Origin of the sequence: Halocynthiibacter namhaensis (assembly GCF_000812685.1) — a bacterium.
Taxonomy (GTDB): domain Bacteria; phylum Pseudomonadota; class Alphaproteobacteria; order Rhodobacterales; family Rhodobacteraceae; genus Halocynthiibacter; species Halocynthiibacter namhaensis.
Window position 1 is genome coordinate 1 of record NZ_JWIF01000011.1, and the last position, 13592, is coordinate 13592.

Sequence of the window (13592 nt, forward strand, 5' to 3'; positions counted from 1 at the left end):
CCAATCAGAAATGGGCTGGCGACATCAGCTACATTTGGACCAGCGAAGGTTGGCTGTATCTTGCCGTCATCCTTGACCTGTATTCTCGCCGCGTCATCGGCTGGGCTATCAGTAACCGCATGAAGAAGGATCTGGCAATCCGGGCGTTAGATATGGCCGTTGCTTTGCGCCAACCACCGGAGGATTGCATTCACCATACGGATCGTGGTTCACAATATTGCTCAAATGAGTATCAGAAGCGCTTGTCCAAGCACGGTTTCAAGGTCTCGATGAGCGGCAAGGGAAATTGTTATGATAATTCTATGGTCGAGACGTTCTTCAAATCCATTAAGGCTGAGCTGATTTGGCGCAACCGTTGGGACACACGCCGTCAGGCTGAAGGCGCGATCTTCCAGTATATCAACGGGTTCTATAACCCGCGCCGTCGCCACTCATCGCTTGGCGGGAAAAGTCCCTTGGCTTTTGAGCGAAAGGCCGCATAAATGAGTTCAGAGACCGGAACGTAAGCGGGACAAGACCAGCGTGCCAGTGGTTTGGAAGCAAACGCCTTATTGCATTTAGTCAAGCTTGCGACGCCACGGCACTTTGCCGGGCTATTGACCTGAATCGTGGCTTTGGCGTATTAAATGAACAAGCGTTCAATAAATCGGGTCGCGGGTGTAAATATCGCCGGACCAGCCTCAATAGGAGCCAGCCATGTTTAATGCCGTGATGAATTTCGACCTTGGTGAAGACGTCAACGCCCTGCGCGATATGGTGCATCGTTGGGCGCAGGACCGGATCAAACCGATGGCCGCTGAGATTGACCAATCAAACGAATTCCCGGCGGAACTTTGGCAGGAAATGGGCGAGCTGGGCCTGTTGGGCGTCACCACACCTGAGGAATACGGCGGGGCGGGCATGCCTTATCTCGCGCATGTGATTATTGTTGAGGAACTCGCGCGGGCTTCGGCCTCGGTCTCGCTGTCATACGGAGCGCATTCCAACCTGTGTGTGAACCAAATTCGCCGCAATGCCACCGAAGAACAGAAACAAAAATACCTGCCGAAACTGATCTCTGGTGAACATGTGGGCGCTTTGGCGATGTCTGAAGCTGGCTCTGGTTCTGATGTGGTGTCCATGAAGCTGAAGGCGGAGAAACGCAACGGTTACTATGTGCTCAATGGCACGAAATACTGGATCACCAACGGCCCAGACGCCGACACTTTGGTGGTTTACGCGAAAACCGACCCAGACGCTGGCCCCAAGGGCATCACGGCCTTCATCATCGAAAAAGACATGGTGGGTTTCAGCACATCCAAGCATTTCGACAAGATGGGCATGCGCGGATCGAACACGGCGGAACTGGTGTTTGACAACGTAGAAGTGCCGTTTGAAAACGTGCTGGGCGAGGAGGGCAAAGGCGTCAACGTCTTGATGTCTGGCCTTGATTATGAACGCGTGGTTCTGTCGGGCATCGGCACGGGCATCATCGCGGGTTGTATGGATGAGGTCATGCCCTACATGGCGGAACGCAAACAATTCGGCAAACGCATCGGGGATTTCCAACTGATGCAGGGTAAAATCGCCGATATGTACACCGCGATGAACTCAGCGCGGGCCTATGTCTATGAGGTCGCCAAAACCTGTGATCGCGGTGAAGTCACCCGTCAAGATGCCGCCGCCTGTGTGCTTTACGCGTCGGAAGAAGCCATGAAACAGGCTCACCAAGCGGTGCAGGCTATGGGGGGCGCGGGCTTTATGAATGACAGCGCTGTGTCACGGATGTTCCGCGATGCGAAATTGATGGAAATCGGCGCAGGTACGTCGGAAATTCGCCGCATGTTAATTGGCCGTGAACTGATGGGGGCGATGGGGTAAGCTTCAAGTGATTGTATCTAGGAGATTACACATGGCCCATTCCATTCGAACCCTCACGGCTGTTTTGGCTTTTGCATTATTGCCTGTCGCGACACCATTGGTCGCGCAAGACATCAGTTTTAATGAAAGACTGACCAAGGAATGTTATTCCCAAAGTGACATTTCCGAGGCGTCACCAACGCGGGAAAGTTGCATTGGGCGCTCAGCCAAGGCTTGTATGGGTGCGTCGGGTGCCGAAGGCCACGCGCGAAACGAGCTGTGCTTACAGGCCGAATATGACCTGTGGGATCAGATGTCGAGCGGGGCGTATTTCATGTTGGAAGCCCGCTTGGAGGAAATCGACAGCAATAGCCACGAAGGCACGCCGTCACAGGTGATACTGCTGGAAAATATGCAACGTGCTTGGATCAACCTTCGCAATACACGCTGCACCTTTATGCAGACACGTTGGCGTCCTGGATCGGATGCAAGGTCTTATGAGATCGACTGCTTGACACGTGCAACTGCAGAGCATTTCTTCTTTCTTGAAGATGAAATGGCGGGTGGTAGGTGATGACGTTCTGCTTTCGAAGCCCAATTGTACTGACAGGGGGCTTGTGCCTTGTATTCGCAATCTCTGGCCCGGTTCAGGCCAAGATGTCCCTGGTTGAGCATGCCATTTCCTATCTGGATGTGTGCTTGGAAACGACAGACTATGTTTACGAGCAGAAGGATAGTGCTGAACGCGGCGGCTCACGTTTTATCTCTATGTCTGTGCTGTCCTCTCGTTTGGAGACAGACTGCCTCTCAGCGCCATTGGGATATTGTGAGGCTGACGGCCAAGTCGATCCCACGTGTTTGGAGGCTATCAGGGCAGATATAAATGATCGTGCAACCGAAATGTTTAAGAGTTTGCCAGAAGAAATTCAGGCTGATGGCTTCGCCCCGCGAAATTATGCGCGAAGACTTGAAGCCGTGCGTCAAGGGCCAACTAAAGCCGACGACTGCCAAGTCCCCGATACATATCCTGAGATCTATTGCGAAGCGCTGGGAAGTACCATGCATCTGTATTCTGTTCGTGTTCTAAACCGAATGGTCCAGAGAAATTCATCCGTAGACGGAGAAAACTGAATGAAACTCACCACCAAAGCTCTGCCAACCTCTGATGCGTTTAAAGCCAATGTGGCGGCGCATGAGGTTATGATTGACACCATCAGCGATGCGGCGCGTGTGGCTGCTGCGGGGGGCGGCGAGAAATCTCGTGCGCGCCATCTTTCTCGCGGGAAAATGTTGCCTCGGGAACGGGTGATGAACCTGCTTGATCCGGGCAGCCCGTTCTTGGAGATCGGCGCAACTGCCGCCCATGGCATGTATGATGGCGCGGCCCCTTGCGCAGGCGTGATTGCGGGCATTGGCCAGGTGCACGGTCAGGACGTGATGGTTGTCTGTAATGACGCGACTGTCAAAGGTGGCACCTATTATCCGATGAGCGTGAAGAAGCATCTGCGCGCCCAGGAAATCGCCCAGGAATGTCGACTGCCTTGTATTTATCTGGTGGACTCGGGTGGGGCGAACTTGCCCAACCAGGATGAGGTCTTCCCGGATCGTGATCACTTTGGCCGGATTTTCTACAACCAAGCCAATATGTCCGCCATGGGCATCGCGCAGATCGCGGTTGTGATGGGGTCTTGTACGGCGGGCGGGGCCTATGTGCCTGCTATGTCGGATGTCTCGATCATCGTGAAAGAACAAGGCACGATCTTCCTGGCTGGCCCGCCTTTGGTGAAAGCGGCCACAGGCGAAGTTGTGACGGCGGAAGACCTTGGCGGTGGCGATGTACACACGCGCTTGTCCGGCGTTGCGGATTACCTGGCCGAGGATGACACACATGCTTTGGCGCTGGCGCGTCGTGCGGTGGAAAGCCTGAACCTGACCAAACCGACGACCGTAAAATGGCGCGAGTCTGAGGAACCTTTGTATGACGCGGAAGAACTTTTGGGCGTTGTACCGGGCGATTTGAAGACGCCTTATGACATTCGCGAAGTGATTGCCCGGGTTGTGGATGGCTCGAAATTTGATGAATTTAAGCCACGTTACGGCGAGACTTTGGTCACGGGTTTCGCCCATCTCAAAGGCTGCCCCATCGGGATCATTGCCAACAATGGTGTGCTGTTTAGCGAGGCCGCGCAAAAAGGCGCGCATTTCGTGGAGTTGTGTTCACAACGTAATATCCCATTGATTTTCCTTCAGAATATCACGGGCTTTATGGTTGGTCGGAAATACGAAAATGAGGGCATCGCGCGCCACGGCGCTAAATTGGTAACCGCGGTTGCCACCACAAAAGTGCCAAAAGTCACCATGGTTGTCGGCGGGTCTTTCGGGGCTGGGAACTATGGCATGGCCGGACGTGCCTATCAGCCACGTTTCATGTGGTCTTGGCCAAATTCACGGATCTCTGTGATGGGGGGCGAGCAGGCTGCGGGCGTTTTGGCGACCGTGAAACGGGATGGAATTGAACGTCAGGGCGAGGAATGGTCTGCGGAAGAAGAAGCCGCATTCAAGCAGCCGACGATTGATATGTTTGAGGAACAAAGCCACCCGCTGTATGCATCCGCGCGTCTATGGGATGACGGAATTATCGACCCACGTGACACGCGTGACGTGTTGTATCTGTCCCTATTGGCCGCCCTGAACGCACCGATTGAAGAAACCAAATTCGGCGTCTTTCGGATGTAATCTGATGGTGCACATCCCATGCCTATATTACACATATGATACGCATATGATTTCTGGTTCCAGAGGGGGCGCTGCCCCCGTCCTGCGGACTCCCCCGGAGTATTTCGGGAAAGATGAAAGAGATGTCACATGAAGGGAATTGGAAAGGCGATTTGGGATCGCATGCCAGAGGTGAAGTTGCCGGAGGTGAAGCTTCCTGAGTTAACGCGTGAAGCAGAGATCGCGGTTTACATGGTGCATCGGTCGGTGGATGCGGAAGATTACTTTTTTCTGTTCGACTTTGAGGAATTTGTTGCAAAATCTGAGGGCGGGATTTTTGTGAGGCCTGTGTTGCGGATCTTTACCGGGCGCGATGATTTCAGTCGCACGCGTTTCGCGCGCCAGTTTCGCGAGGTTTTTGCAAGCGAGTTTGATCGCATGCGGTCGGAAGCTGCCAATAAGAAAAGCGGTTGGTTGAGTTGGGCATCCGCTGGTGAATTTCTGGGCGGTGCCATCGCGAACCTTGTTTTGGCCATTGCCCTAGGGGCAGGGAAACAAGTGCTGAATTTCACGGGGTTGGCGGGGCTTGTGAAGGGGAAAAGCGACGAGGCCAAGCTGAGGGACGAGTTTGAACAGACCAAGGCGAAGGTTGAAACTGCATTAAGCCATATTGAGGTGACCGTTCACCGAGAGCTCTATGATCATGCTTACCGGGACGGCTTGAAAGGGAAAGTCAGCGGGATGGATCGCGAGGCTTGGCCTTTGCCGGGATTTGTACGCGAACATCTTGCCGATGGTGAAAACGGGTCTTGGTGGTGAATGTGATGGTTCAAGATAAAGTCGAATTTCAACGGGGCGAGATGGATGCGCTGACCGGGTCGCAATGGGTCTATGTGCCGCGTCATGTGGCGCATGGGCATCGGTTGGGGCGCATTGGGGTGATCTTTTATCTGATCATTTTGTATTTCCTGGCGGAAGTTGTCTTTCATATTGTTGGACTTGGTCAGGGCCTTGGTGGGGACTGGTATTACGATGTTTACAGGCTGGGCACCCATGCGCTGATGATCGTTCTGTCACTGCTGACCATTGTCGGGATCCTGATGCGTGCCCCCGCGACCATTTTGTTTGTGGTGGCGCATTTCTGCTTTTCAATTCTGCTTGCGCTGACGGGGCCCATATTTGGGGTTGTCGTTGGGGCGGGCTCATTTCTGGTGCTGTTTTACATGATGGACAGTGATCGGGCGAACCTGATTTTCCGGCATCGCTATCGCAGCTGGGTAAACGAAACAGATGCGGCCGGGGCCGCTCAGACAACGCGTAACGCGGGAGAAGCTGATGTTTAAGAAAATACTGATCGCAAACCGGGGTGAAATTGCTTGCCGGGTGATGGAAACGGCGCGCAAGATGGGCGTGAAAACTGTGGCTGTGTATTCGGATGCGGATGCGAAGTCTAAGCACGTCGCCATGGCGGATGAGGCGGTGCACATCGGGGCGAATGCGCCTGCGGACAGTTATTTGGTGCGGGAACGCATTATTCTGGCCGCCCAAGACAGTGGTGCTGAGGCGATCCATCCCGGCTATGGGTTTCTCTCGGAAAACCCTGATTTTGTAGAGGCTTGCGAGGCGGCGGGCTTGGCGTTTATCGGGCCGTCTGCCAGTGCAATTCGCGCGATGGGCCTGAAGGACGCGGCGAAAGCCTTGATGATTGAGGCGGGCGTGCCGGTTGTGCCGGGCTATCACGGGGCGGATCAGGATCCGAAGCTTTTGAAGGCGGAAGCGGGTAAAATTGGATACCCCGTGTTGATCAAAGCGGTTGCGGGCGGCGGCGGTAAGGGCATGCGTTTGGTTGAGGCCGAGAGTGATTTTGATGCGGCGTTGGCGAGTGCGATGGGGGAGGCGAAAACAGCCTTTGGCAATGACGCTGTGTTGATCGAGAAATTCGTGACTTCCCCGCGTCATATTGAGGTGCAGGTCTTTGGCGACGGCACAAACGCCGTGCATTTGTTTGAACGGGACTGTTCGCTGCAACGTCGCCACCAAAAGGTGATCGAGGAAGCCCCTGCACCCGGCATGACCGATGACGTGCGCAAAGCTATGGGTGACGCGGCGACGCGGGCTGCTGAGGCGATCGGCTACGCCGGCGCAGGCACGGTGGAATTTATCGTTGATGGGTCGGATGGCCTGCGCGTTGATGGGTTTTGGTTCATGGAAATGAACACGCGTTTGCAGGTGGAACACCCTGTGACCGAGGCCATCACCGGCGTTGATCTGGTGGAATGGCAATTGCGTGTGGCTGCGGGGGAAACCCTTCCAAAACAACAGGATGAGTTGTCGATTGATGGGCACAGTTTTGAGGTGCGCCTATATGCAGAAGATGTGCCTGCGGGTTTTTTGCCTGCCACTGGCACGCTGACGCATTTGCAATTCCCTGAAGGCGCGCGGTCTGACATTGGGGTGCGCGCGGGCGATGAAATTTCGCCTTGGTATGATCCGATGATCGCAAAGATCATCACCCATGGTGGGTCGCGTGACATTGCTTTGGGCAAGATGGCGCAGGCCTTGGCGGAGACGCAAGTTGCGGGGTCTGTGACCAACCTAGCATTTTTGCGTGCGCTGGTACGCCATGATGATTTCGCGGCCGGGCGTGTGGATACGGGTCTGATTGATCGCGATATTGATACGCTGACGCCGGATCCCGTGCCTTGTATTAAGGCGCGTAGCCTGGCGGCTTTGGGCTTTGCGGGTCTGGCAGGCGATAACGCCCAGGAGTCCGGATTTGGCCTTTGGGCGCGTGTACCTGTGACGGTGAAGTTCAGCCATAAGGGCGATGAAATCGAGGCCCGCATCACCACGATGACGGATCGCAATTTCCATATTGAACTGGACGGTGGTTTTGTGACGGTGACCCGCACCGATGGTATCTGGTGGGTTGGCGGTGACAAAACCCCGGCTGAGATTGCGGTGCTTGGCGATAATGTCACGGTGTTCTGGGGCAATAATTACCACTTTGAGGGCATTGACGTTCTGGATGTGGCCCATGGCGCGGGGGGCGACCCAAGCTTGATTGAGGCGCCCATGCCGGGTCTTGTGAAAGCCGTAATGGTTGAAGCGGGGGCCGTCGTGCAAGAAGGCGACGCTTTGGCAATTTTGGAAGCCATGAAGATGGAACATACATTGACGGCGGCACGCGATGGTGTGGTGGCTGAGGTTCTATGCGCGGCGGGCGGACAGGTCGAAGCAGGCGCTGCCTTGATCCGATTGGCGGAAGAAGACGAGGCCGCTGCATGAAAGTAATGCGCGGGCAGGTTCACATTGCAGAGCTGTTGTTGCTGGCGATCGTGTCTCTGCTTGCGCATGCGGTTGGCTATATGCTGCCATTTATCGCTTTCATTGTCTCGGTGCTCTGGCCGATTATGTTGATCCAGCTGGTGTTCGAAGGGGCCTTGGTTGGGGTGTTTTATGGGCTGCGACGCTTGATCTTTGGGCGCAAAGAAGATCCCATTGAAGAGGCCGTTTCTGAGCCAAAACGCGAAGGAATTGCGGCTTATATTTGGTTGTTGCCGATGATTGCGGTGACGGCGGGCTATGCGCGACATTTGATCGAGATGGGCCGTTGGCTCTGGTGAGGGGAAGAATATGATACGTTTACATCACGCAGCACAGGCGCGGTCCATGCGGGTGATTTGGGTGTTGGAGGAATTGGGGCTGGACTATGAATTGGTCAGCTACAACTTCTTTGATAAATCCTTGCGATCTGAGGAATATAAGGCGTTGAACCCGGCGGGGCGTGTGCCTGCGATGGAAATCGGCACGGGCCAGGTGATCTGTGAAAGCGGGGCTGCGGTTGAATATCTGGCTGAGCTGGGGGACGGGGCTTTGTCGCGTGCGCCTGGGTCGCCCGAGCGCGCGGAGTATCTGGATCTGTTGCACTATGCTGAAACCATAGGCCAGCATTGCGCGAACCTGACGCAAGCGCATATCGTGTTGTACCAGGATTGGATGAAATCGCCGACCCAGATGGGGCTTGAGGCGAAACGTCTGGCTGTGACCTTGAAGCGTTTGGATGCACAATTGGCTGATGGGCGTGATTGGATGTTGGCGGGCGGGTATTCTGCGGTGGATTGCGCCTTGGCTTACGGTGTTTTCGTTGGCGCACGATTTACATCCCTTGATGAGATGCCAAATCTTCGTGCATGGTGGGGCAGGTTCAAGGCGCGACCGAGTTTTGCGAAGGCTTTGCCGCAAGAGGGTGAGCCGCTGATTTACCGTAAGGATTTTTACCCGCCACCTGAGGTGGTGAAACCGGAGGAAAACGCATGACGGACGCGATTGAGATTTTTGAATGTGGGCCACGGGATGGTTTGCAGAATGAAAAACGCCAGATCCCCACGGCCGAGAAAATCGCGCTGGTGGATTGCTTGTCGCGCGCGGGCTTTCGCCGGATTGAATGCGCGAGTTTCGTGTCGCCCAAATGGGTGCCTCAGATGGCGGACAGTGCGGATGTTTTGGCAGGTATCACGCGGGCGGATGGCATCAGCTATGCGGCGCTGACACCAAATATGCGCGGCTATGAGGGCGCGATTGCGGCCAAGGCGGATGAGATTTCGATCTTTGGATCGGCCTCGGAAGGGTTCTCAAAAGCCAATATCAACGCGAGCATTGCGGAAAGTCTTGAGCGGTTCAAACCGATCATGGAGGCCGCGCGTCATGTGGATATGCCGGTGCGCGGCTATGTGTCTTGCGTGACCGATTGCCCCTATGACGGCAAGGTTGACCCGGATGAGGTGGCGCGTGTGGCGGAAGCTTTGTTCGCCATGGGCTGCTATGAGATTTCGCTGGGCGACACGATTGGTCAAGCGACGCCCGATAGCATTGCGAAGATGCTTTTGAAGATGCGTGATGTCGTGCCTGTGCACCGTTTGGCCGGGCATTATCACGACACATCTGGACGGGCGATTGATAATATTGATGCGTCTATTTCGCTTGGCGTGAAGGTGTTTGATGCGGCTGTTGGCGGTCTTGGCGGCTGTCCTTATGCGCCGGGTGCTGCCGGAAATGTGGCGACGGAACGTGTGATGGAACATTGCGAACGCATCGGGATTGATACGGGTCTTGACGCGAATGTCGTGCAGGAAGCGGCTGTTATGGCACGTAAAATGCGCGAAAGTTAAGAGATGGGCTTCATCCACAGGCTGGAAAGCTTCATGGGCATGACGGATGCCATTTGGCTGCGTCACGCGAACCCTTGGTCGGTTTGGACACGGTTTACGCTGCTGCCGCTGTTCAGTCTTGCGATCTGGTCGCGTGATTGGATTGGCGGTTGGGCATGGCTTGTGGTCGGGCTGGTTCTGATTTGGAACTGGCTGAACCCGCGTTTGTTTCAGGTGCCGCAGCACCTGGACAATTGGGCATCTCGGGGCGTTTTGGGGGAACAGATTTATCTGAAGCGTACAGATGAAGTTGCGCAACATCATCTGATTTGCCTGAGGGTTTTGATGGTTATCACGATCCCTGGAATGGGGTTGATGGCCTGGGGGGTGTGGCAGTTTGACCTGATGGCGACGGTGACGGGCGTTGCGCTGACAATGATTATGAAAACTTGGTTTGTGGACCGGATGGTTTGGATCTATCTCGACTTTCTGGCGGCGGACCCTGCGAGGAAACATGGCGATGTATGAAACGATTACAATTGAAACCGATGCGCGCGGTGTCGCGACGCTGACGTTGAACCGACCTGAAAAACACAACGCGATGTCGGCACAGATGTTGGCCGAGCTAACGCAGGCGGCAGGGCAGCTTGGTGCGGATGACAGCGTGCGTGTCGTGATCCTTGCCGCTGGCGGTAAGTCGTTCTGCGCCGGTGGGGATCTGCGCTGGATGCAAGATCAGATGGCGGCGGATCCGGTTGCGCGTATGTGCGAGGCGCGCAAATTGGCCGAGATGTTGCAAGCGCTGAACACCATGCCCAAGCCTTTGATCGGGCGCGTGCAGGGCAACGCTTTTGGCGGCGGCATTGGGATGCTGTCTGTTTGTGATGTGGCGATTGGTGTCGAGGGCGCAAAATTTGGGCTGACGGAAACCCGGCTTGGTCTAATCCCGGCCACCATTGGGCCTTATGTTTTGGCTCGGATGGGCGAGGGTAAGGCACGGCGTGTCTTTATGTCGGCGCGTCTGTTTGGTGCGGATGAAGCACGTGACATGGATTTACTGGCGCGTGTCGTTTCGCTGGATGACCTAGATGCGGCGATTGAGGCCGAAGTCGTGCCTTACCTGTCTTGTGCGCCGCGTGCGGTTGCAGATGCCAAGGCTTTGGCGCGTGCTTTGGGGCCGCGCATCGATGATGAGGTGATTGATATGTCGATTGCCGCGCTGGCAGGGCGTTGGGAAGACGCGGAAAGTGCCGAGGGCATTGGTGCGTTCTTTGACAAACGTAAAGCGTCTTGGAACACGTAGAATAGATCAGATAAATTCGTTCTCAATCAGTATTTTACGGGTGGTTTCTGTGGCTGCGCCCACTTGGGTCATAAGGGTTGTGCGCGATGGAACATCACCTGTGTCATCTTGTTTTGACAGATGTGCCAGCAGCTCTTGCAATTTGGTCAAACCCAAGATTGCGGCGGCACCGGCGGCTTTATGGGCTTGGCTTGTGAACGCGTCGCTGTCGATATCTACGGTCGCGGTTTGAACCAAGGCCAGTTCGTCGAAAAACTCGATAAGGGTTTTGGTGGTGGTCAGCGCCCCGAGAATTTCGCGCAGCTCGTTTAACACCGGGATGGAGACATCCGTCGTCCTGTCTGTCGGCCCATTGGGCAGAGTTTGGAACTGTAGCAAATCGCGCAAACGGGACAAACGTAGGGGTTTGGCCTCGAAGGTGCATAACTCGGCGAGATCCCCCGCGTTGAAAGCGTCAGGGGATTGGGCAGAAAGGGCGATGATTGGACTGTTTGCATTGGTGGATGTGCCCGCGCGGATGTGTCGGATGGCTTGAACTCCGTTCATCACAGGCATGTTGATATCCATCAAAATCAGATCAAACGTTTGATCTGAACACCGTGCAATGGCTTCTGACCCGTCTTGGGCTGTGACGACGTCTTGACCAAGGAAATGCAACATATCACCCAGAACCTGCAAGTTGATCGCATTGTCTTCGACCACAAGAATTTTTAACCGCGGCAAACTTAGGGGATGCATGGGGGACGGAAGGGGGCATTCATGTGCCGTTACTGCGGGCACAGCCAAGGTCGGAGCGACAGGTGGCTTATCGGCGAGATCAAGGGTGACAGTGAAGGTGAAACAACTGCCCTGGCCCAACACGCTGTTGACCTGAACAGTGCCTGACATGGATTGAGCAAGGCGGCGTGAAATCGCGAGGCCCAGGCCATGGCTGTGGTGCTGACGCCCTTCGGGGCGTTCAAAAACGGTGTAGTCGTGAAATATTTCCTCAAGGCGGTCCGGTGAAATCCCAGGGCCTGTGTCCGTCACCGAGACCTGAAGGTCAGCGGTATAAGCGTTGGCTGTAATGTTGAGTGCAACAAGAATGGTGCCATCCTGCGAGAACTTGATGGCATTGCCAAGCAGATTGGTCAGAATGCGGCGGATGGCTTCGACATCGCCGCAGGTTTGAACCAATGTATTGCCACTGCCTTCCATCGTAATCTGCAGATCTTTTTCATTGGCCAATGGCGTAAGATCGGCGACCACCTTTGCGGCCAAATCATAGGCAATAAAGGGGCTTCGGATCCGGGGTTGATCGACGCTGTCGGTGCGGATGATATCAAGCGCGTCGTTGATATGTTCCAGAAGGAATTCCCCCGACGATTGCGCCATGTCGATGTATTCGGCCTGTTTATCCGTGGTCTTTGTGTTGCTCAGCAGATCGAAGACCCCAAGCATCCCATTCAGCGGGGTGCGCATTTCATGGCTTACCATGGCAACAAACCTGGATTTTGCTTGGTTTGCGCGTTCGGCTGTGTCGCGGGCCTCAATCAGGTGGCGTTCGTTTTCGGCGCGTTGGCTGATGTCGCGGAAATAGGCAATATAATGGGTGCCTCTTTGATCCGATGCGGGGGTGATGTTGAACTCAATCGGGAATTCCTGCCCAGAGGCACGTTGGGCGGTTAAGATCAAACGTTCGCTATTGACCGCAGGTGGTTCATCGTTCGACAGCGAGCGTTGAACGTCTTCGAGAAGCGTTGCGCGCAGGCGCTGGGGAACTGCGACTTCTATCAGCGGTTTCATTATTACGTCGTCGCGGGACCATTGGAAAATCATCTCTGCGGCGGGATTGAAATCGATGATATTGCCGAGATTGTCCATGATGATGATCCCGTCAAGAGATCCTTCAACTGTCGCGCTGAGGAAGCGGGACGTGTCGCGTAACATGCGATCCGCAAGTTGGGATTTCTGATAGAGATGACGCATATGGATCACCACCAAGAACAAGGCCGCCATCAACAACACGACCGTGGCGCTGGTTTGGGCAAGTTGGCGTTTTATCGCGAGGCGGCGAACGGAACTTGCGGAAGCCACGACCTGCGCGCCCAACACACCCAATTCGTGGATGTTTGTTTCTGCCAAATGAGCCAATTCCAGAAGCAGATGCAGGTTATCCTTCAAGGGGGCGTCAGATTGAAAAATCGCGTCGCTGTCCCGGATGAAGGTTACAATGACCGCTTTGGGTTGCTCGAAGCGCGGGTCGCCTTGCGTAAGCCTACCAAGCGTACCGGTTTGGGTGAGATTGTAGCGACTAACCAAAATGTCAAAGCGCAGCCGGACGTCGTTTGCGTTGAAAGGCTGTGTTTCATCGTGATGATGCAACGTTTGCTTATACCGAAAATATTCAGTTTCGAGCTGTGCGAGGCTCCATTGTGTGTTGCCGTCACCAGCCGCGCTTAGATTTTGAACTTGGCGATACAAAGAGAAAGACAGCATGCCCAACAGCACAGCAAGCAACACGAACAAAAGGGGCAGTTTGACCATGAATGGGCGCAGTTTTTGGAGTTCGTCTTGTTGCACGTGGTCTCCGTCTGGATCTAGGA

The 13592-nt window shown here is 54.9% G+C and carries 13 protein-coding genes; 12 read left to right on the forward strand and 1 reads right to left on the reverse strand.

From position 1 onward, the window contains the following. The 12 genes from RJ38_RS01025 to RJ38_RS01085 form a co-directional block, all read left to right on the forward strand. The coding region (locus tag RJ38_RS01025; protein ID WP_039017066.1) for an IS3 family transposase at positions 1-482 on the forward strand (482 nt) is incomplete at its 5' end. A gap of 214 nt (positions 483-696) precedes the next feature. Beyond that, positions 697-1860 carry an isovaleryl-CoA dehydrogenase gene (locus tag RJ38_RS01030; protein ID WP_039017067.1) on the forward strand — a complete coding sequence of 388 codons (1164 nt, stop codon included), beginning with the start codon at positions 697-699 and terminating at the stop codon, positions 1858-1860. Positions 1861-1891: 31 nt separating this feature from the next. Continuing rightward, positions 1892-2413, forward strand: a complete 522-nt coding sequence (locus RJ38_RS01035) for a lysozyme inhibitor LprI family protein (protein WP_039017068.1) — start codon at positions 1892-1894, stop codon at positions 2411-2413. Between the two features lie 557 nt (positions 2414-2970). Continuing rightward, positions 2971-4575 (forward strand): carboxyl transferase domain-containing protein, encoded by a 1605-nt coding sequence (locus RJ38_RS01045; RefSeq protein ID WP_039017070.1) that lies wholly within the window; start codon positions 2971-2973, stop codon positions 4573-4575. Between the two features lie 129 nt (positions 4576-4704). Then, a complete protein-coding gene (locus RJ38_RS01050; protein WP_039017071.1) occupies positions 4705-5373 on the forward strand; it encodes a hypothetical protein in 669 nt (222 codons plus the stop codon). A gap of 5 nt (positions 5374-5378) precedes the next feature. Continuing rightward, the gene (locus RJ38_RS01055; RefSeq protein WP_156121705.1) at positions 5379-5897 is read left to right on the forward strand and encodes a hypothetical protein; all 519 of its coding nucleotides are present in this window, start codon (positions 5379-5381) and stop codon (positions 5895-5897) included. Next, positions 5890-7842 carry an acetyl/propionyl/methylcrotonyl-CoA carboxylase subunit alpha gene (locus tag RJ38_RS01060; protein WP_039017073.1) on the forward strand — a complete coding sequence of 651 codons (1953 nt, stop codon included), beginning with the start codon at positions 5890-5892 and terminating at the stop codon, positions 7840-7842. Before RJ38_RS01055 ends, RJ38_RS01060 begins: the two co-directional genes overlap by 8 nt. Then, positions 7839-8180, forward strand: coding sequence for a hypothetical protein (locus RJ38_RS01065; RefSeq protein ID WP_039017074.1), 342 nt, complete (start codon positions 7839-7841; stop codon positions 8178-8180). Before RJ38_RS01060 ends, RJ38_RS01065 begins: the two co-directional genes overlap by 4 nt. Before the next feature lie 10 nt (positions 8181-8190). Then, complete coding sequence (locus RJ38_RS01070; protein WP_039017075.1) at positions 8191-8874, forward strand: glutathione S-transferase family protein; 684 nt, start codon at positions 8191-8193, stop codon at positions 8872-8874. Next, positions 8871-9725: a hydroxymethylglutaryl-CoA lyase gene (locus RJ38_RS01075; protein ID WP_039017076.1), complete on the forward strand. Its 855-nt coding sequence runs from the start codon at positions 8871-8873 to the stop codon at positions 9723-9725. The genes RJ38_RS01070 and RJ38_RS01075 overlap by 4 nt, the downstream gene beginning before the upstream one ends. A gap of 33 nt (positions 9726-9758) precedes the next feature. After that, complete coding sequence (locus RJ38_RS01080; protein WP_202903851.1) at positions 9759-10232, forward strand: DUF6653 family protein; 474 nt, start codon at positions 9759-9761, stop codon at positions 10230-10232. Further along, positions 10225-11007: a crotonase/enoyl-CoA hydratase family protein gene (locus RJ38_RS01085; protein WP_039017077.1), complete on the forward strand. Its 783-nt coding sequence runs from the start codon at positions 10225-10227 to the stop codon at positions 11005-11007. Before RJ38_RS01080 ends, RJ38_RS01085 begins: the two co-directional genes overlap by 8 nt. A gap of 6 nt (positions 11008-11013) precedes the next feature. On the opposite strand, the gene RJ38_RS01090 is transcribed toward RJ38_RS01085, so the two are convergent. Next, positions 11014-13569 (reverse strand): PAS domain-containing hybrid sensor histidine kinase/response regulator, encoded by a 2556-nt coding sequence (locus RJ38_RS01090; RefSeq protein ID WP_039017078.1) that lies wholly within the window; start codon positions 13567-13569, stop codon positions 11014-11016. Positions 13570-13592 lie beyond the last annotated feature (23 nt).

Coding starts and splice junctions, on each gene's coding strand:
- RJ38_RS01080 (WP_202903851.1), top strand. CDS start 9,759: ATGGGCATGACGGATGCCATTTGGCTGCGTCACGCGAACCCTTGGTCG.
- RJ38_RS01045 (WP_039017070.1), top strand. CDS start 2,971: ATGAAACTCACCACCAAAGCTCTGCCAACCTCTGATGCGTTTAAAGCC.
- RJ38_RS01070 (WP_039017075.1), top strand. CDS start 8,191: ATGATACGTTTACATCACGCAGCACAGGCGCGGTCCATGCGGGTGATT.
- RJ38_RS01075 (WP_039017076.1), top strand. CDS start 8,871: ATGACGGACGCGATTGAGATTTTTGAATGTGGGCCACGGGATGGTTTG.
- RJ38_RS01060 (WP_039017073.1), top strand. CDS start 5,890: ATGTTTAAGAAAATACTGATCGCAAACCGGGGTGAAATTGCTTGCCGG.
- RJ38_RS01055 (WP_156121705.1), top strand. CDS start 5,379: ATGGTTCAAGATAAAGTCGAATTTCAACGGGGCGAGATGGATGCGCTG.
- RJ38_RS01085 (WP_039017077.1), top strand. CDS start 10,225: ATGTATGAAACGATTACAATTGAAACCGATGCGCGCGGTGTCGCGACG.
- RJ38_RS01035 (WP_039017068.1), top strand. CDS start 1,892: ATGGCCCATTCCATTCGAACCCTCACGGCTGTTTTGGCTTTTGCATTA.
- RJ38_RS01065 (WP_039017074.1), top strand. CDS start 7,839: ATGAAAGTAATGCGCGGGCAGGTTCACATTGCAGAGCTGTTGTTGCTG.
- RJ38_RS01050 (WP_039017071.1), top strand. CDS start 4,705: ATGAAGGGAATTGGAAAGGCGATTTGGGATCGCATGCCAGAGGTGAAG.
- RJ38_RS01030 (WP_039017067.1), top strand. CDS start 697: ATGTTTAATGCCGTGATGAATTTCGACCTTGGTGAAGACGTCAACGCC.